Annotated in this window: 3 protein-coding genes and 1 pseudogene; 2 read left to right on the forward strand and 2 right to left on the reverse strand. The window is 68.6% G+C overall.

The genetic code is table 11. The annotated features are described in order from the left end of the window. Both AC1D15_RS24170 and AC1D15_RS24175 read left to right on the forward strand, forming a co-directional pair. Window positions 1-576, forward strand: a 576-nt coding sequence (locus AC1D15_RS24170) for an ABC transporter ATP-binding protein (protein ID WP_477827965.1), incomplete at its 5' end; no start/stop codon positions are given. A gap of 130 nt (window positions 577-706) precedes the next feature. Further along, window positions 707-1,573, forward strand: a complete 867-nt coding sequence (locus AC1D15_RS24175; protein WP_052212325.1) for a CsgG/HfaB family protein — start codon at window positions 707-709, stop codon at window positions 1,571-1,573. Window positions 1,574-1,590: 17 nt separating this feature from the next. Here the strand turns inward: AC1D15_RS24175 and AC1D15_RS24180 are convergent, their stop codons facing one another. Both AC1D15_RS24180 and AC1D15_RS24185 read right to left on the reverse strand, forming a co-directional pair. Continuing rightward, window positions 1,591-2,565, reverse strand: a complete 975-nt coding sequence (locus AC1D15_RS24180; protein WP_477827966.1) for a Bug family tripartite tricarboxylate transporter substrate binding protein — start codon at window positions 2,563-2,565, stop codon at window positions 1,591-1,593. A gap of 9 nt (window positions 2,566-2,574) precedes the next feature. Further along, window positions 2,575-3,104, reverse strand: a pseudogene (locus AC1D15_RS24185) (CDP-6-deoxy-delta-3,4-glucoseen reductase); the annotation flags it as partial.

A 3,104-nucleotide genomic window follows, 5' to 3' on the forward strand; every position in this document is an offset into this window, starting at 1 on the left:
ACGCTGAAGGCCGTGACCGGCCTGCAGCCGGTGGCCGCCGGCGACATCGAATTCCTCGGCAAGCCGATCAAGGGGCAGGGGCCGTGGGACCTGGTCAAGCAGGGCCTGGTGATGGTGCCGGAGGGCCGCGGCACCTTCACGCGGATGACGATCACCGAGAACCTGCAGATGGGCGCCTTCGTGCGCAAGGACAAGGAGGTCGAGGCCGACATCGAGAAGGTGTTCGCGATCTTCCCGCGCCTGAAGGAGCGCCGCAACCAGCTGGCCGGCACGATGTCGGGCGGCGAGCAGCAGATGCTCGCGATGGGCCGCGCGCTGATGGCCAAGCCGAAGGTGCTGTTGCTGGACGAGCCATCGATGGGACTGTCGCCGATCATGGTCGACAAGATCTTCGAGGTGGTGGCTGACATCCACAGCCGCGGCACCACGGTGCTGCTGGTCGAGCAGAACGCGAGCCGGGCGCTGCAGCTGGCCAACCGCGGCTACGTGATGGAGTCGGGCGAGGTCACGATGGACGGCGACGCGAAGGCGCTGCTGGACGACCCGAAAGTGCGCGCCGCCTATCTGGGCGAGTGAGCCGCGGAGTGAGCCGCGAAGGGGCAAGAACCACCCGCTTGGGTGGTTCCTCTGCAGGGGGCGCGTTCCTATACTGGCCGGCACAAAACGGCCCGGGACCAGGGCCGCGCCAACCCCTAGGAGTTCTTCCATGCAAGCCACCCTGCGCCCGTCCGGCCTGACCGGTCTGTCCCTTGTCGCCGTCGCCACCGCCGCGCTGCTCAGCGCCTGCGGTTCCACCATGCCGACGATGGGCGAGAACAAGGGCACCGTGTCGGGCGCTGCCGGTGGCGGCACGGCCGAGAACAACAACAGCCAGCTCGAGAAGTGCCCCGAATCGCTGGGCACGCTGGCCGTGCAGGAAGACACCACCGCGCCCTGGTACTACCAGCTGCGCCAGCACCAGCTCGGCTCCACCATCCCGGTGCTGCGCCTGATGGTGCAGCAGAGCAACTGCTTCGTGATCGTCGAGCGCGGCGGTGCGATGAACAACATGATGAAGGAGCGCTCGCTGGAGCAAAGCGGCGAAGTGCGCGCCAACAGCAACTTCGGCAAGGGCCAGATGGTCGCGGCCGACTACACGATGAGTCCGGCGATCCAGTTCTCGGGCAAAACCGGCGGCGGCGGCGGCTTCCTCGGCGGCGGCGGGCTGGGCCTGCTGGGCGCCGTGGCCGGCAACGTGAGCCGCAATGAAGCGTCGACGACGCTGCTGCTGATCGACAACCGCTCGGGCGTGCAGATCTCGGCCGCCGAAGGCACCGCGAAGAACTTCGACTTCGGCATGTTCGGCGCCGCCTTCACCGGCGGGCTGGTCGGCGGTGGCGGCGGCTACGCGAACACGCCGCAGGGCAAGGTGGTCGTGGCCGCGTTCGCCGATTCGTTCAACCAGATGGTGAAGTCGCTGCGCAACTACAAGGCGCAGACCGTCAAGGGCGGCCTGGGCACCGGCGGCCGCCTGGGCGTGGATGGCGGCACGACGCCGGCATCGCAGCCGCAGGCTCCTGCAAAGAAGAAGTAAACCGGGCGCCGAGGGCTTCAGTCGACTTTCGCGCCTGAGGCCTTCACCACCTGCTCGTACTTCGCACGTTCGCGCTTGACGAACGCGCCGAACTGCTCCGGCGTGCTCGGCATCGGCTCGGCCATCAGGCTCGCGAAGCGCGCCTTGATGTCGGGCGATGCGAGCGCGTCGGTGAACGCCTTGTTCATCTTGCGCGTCACGTCGGCCGGCAGGCCGGCCGGGCCGAACAGGCCGAACCAGGTGTTCACGTCGAAGCGCGCGAGCCCGCCGCCCGCTTCGGCGATGGTCGGCACCTCGGGCATCGCGCTCGAGCGCGCCGTGGTCGTGACGGCCAGCGCGCGCAGCTTGCCGGCCTTGATGTTGGTCGACGCGGTCGCCAGGTTGTCGAAGTTGAGGTCGACCTGGCCCGACAGCAACGCGAGCTGCGCCGGGTTGCCGCCCGAGTACGGGATGTGGACCATGAAGACGCCGGCCTGTGCCTTGAACATCTCTCCGGCCAGGTGCCCCGCGCTGCCGTTGCCGCCGGAGCCGTAGTTCAGCTTGCCGGGGTTCTTCTTCGCGTACGCGACCAGGTCGGCCACGCTGCGGATGCCCAGCCGCGTGGCCGTCTCGGCGTTCATCACCAGCACGTTCGGCACCTGCGCGACGCCGGTGATCGGCGTGAAGTCGCGGATCGGGTCGTACGGAATGCGCGCGTAGAGCCACGGGTTGATCGCATGCGTCGCGACCGCGCCCATCACGATCGTCAGCCCGTCGGGCGGCGATTTCGCGACCGCATCGGCGCCGATGTTGCCGCCGGCGCCGGCCTTGTTGTCGACGATCACGAGGCCCAGGCTGTCCTTGACCTTGTCGGCCAGCGCGCGGGCGATCACGTCCAGCGGGCCGCCGGGCGAGTAGGGCACGACGAGCCGGATCGGCTTGCCGGCCTGTGCGAAGGTCGTGGCGGGCAGCGCGGCGGCGCCGAGCAGTGAAAGAAGGTGTCTGCGTTGCATCGAGGGGTCTCAGGCAGGGTGCTTGTCGGCTTCCGACGTGAATGAATCGGCGTAGAACTCTTCGGCGGGCAGGCCGCAGCGGGCCACCAGGTCGCGCTGGGCCGATTCCACCATCACCGGCGCGCCGCAGGCATACACCTGGTGGGCGGACAGGTCGGGCAGGTCGGCCATCAGCGCCTGGTGGACGAAGCCGGTGCGGCCGGTCCAGCCATCATCGGGCTTCGGCTCGGACAGCACCGGCACGTAGCCCAGCCACGGCAGCTCGGCGGCGGCCTGCAGCATCCAGTCGTGCAGGTACAGGTCGGCGCGGCTGCGGCAACCCCAGTAGACGACGGCAGGGCGCTCGTTGCCCTTGAAGCGCAGGTGCTCGACGATGGCCTTGATCGGCGCGAAGCCGGTGCCGCTGGCCAGCAGCACCATCGGCTTGTCGGAATCTTCGCGCAGGAAGAAGCTGCCGAACGGGCCTTCGAGACGCAGGATCTCTTTTTCCTTCATCGCGCCGAACACATGGTCGGTGAACTTGCCGCCCGGCATGTGGC

Source organism: Rhizobacter sp. P2_H2 (assembly GCF_056403375.1).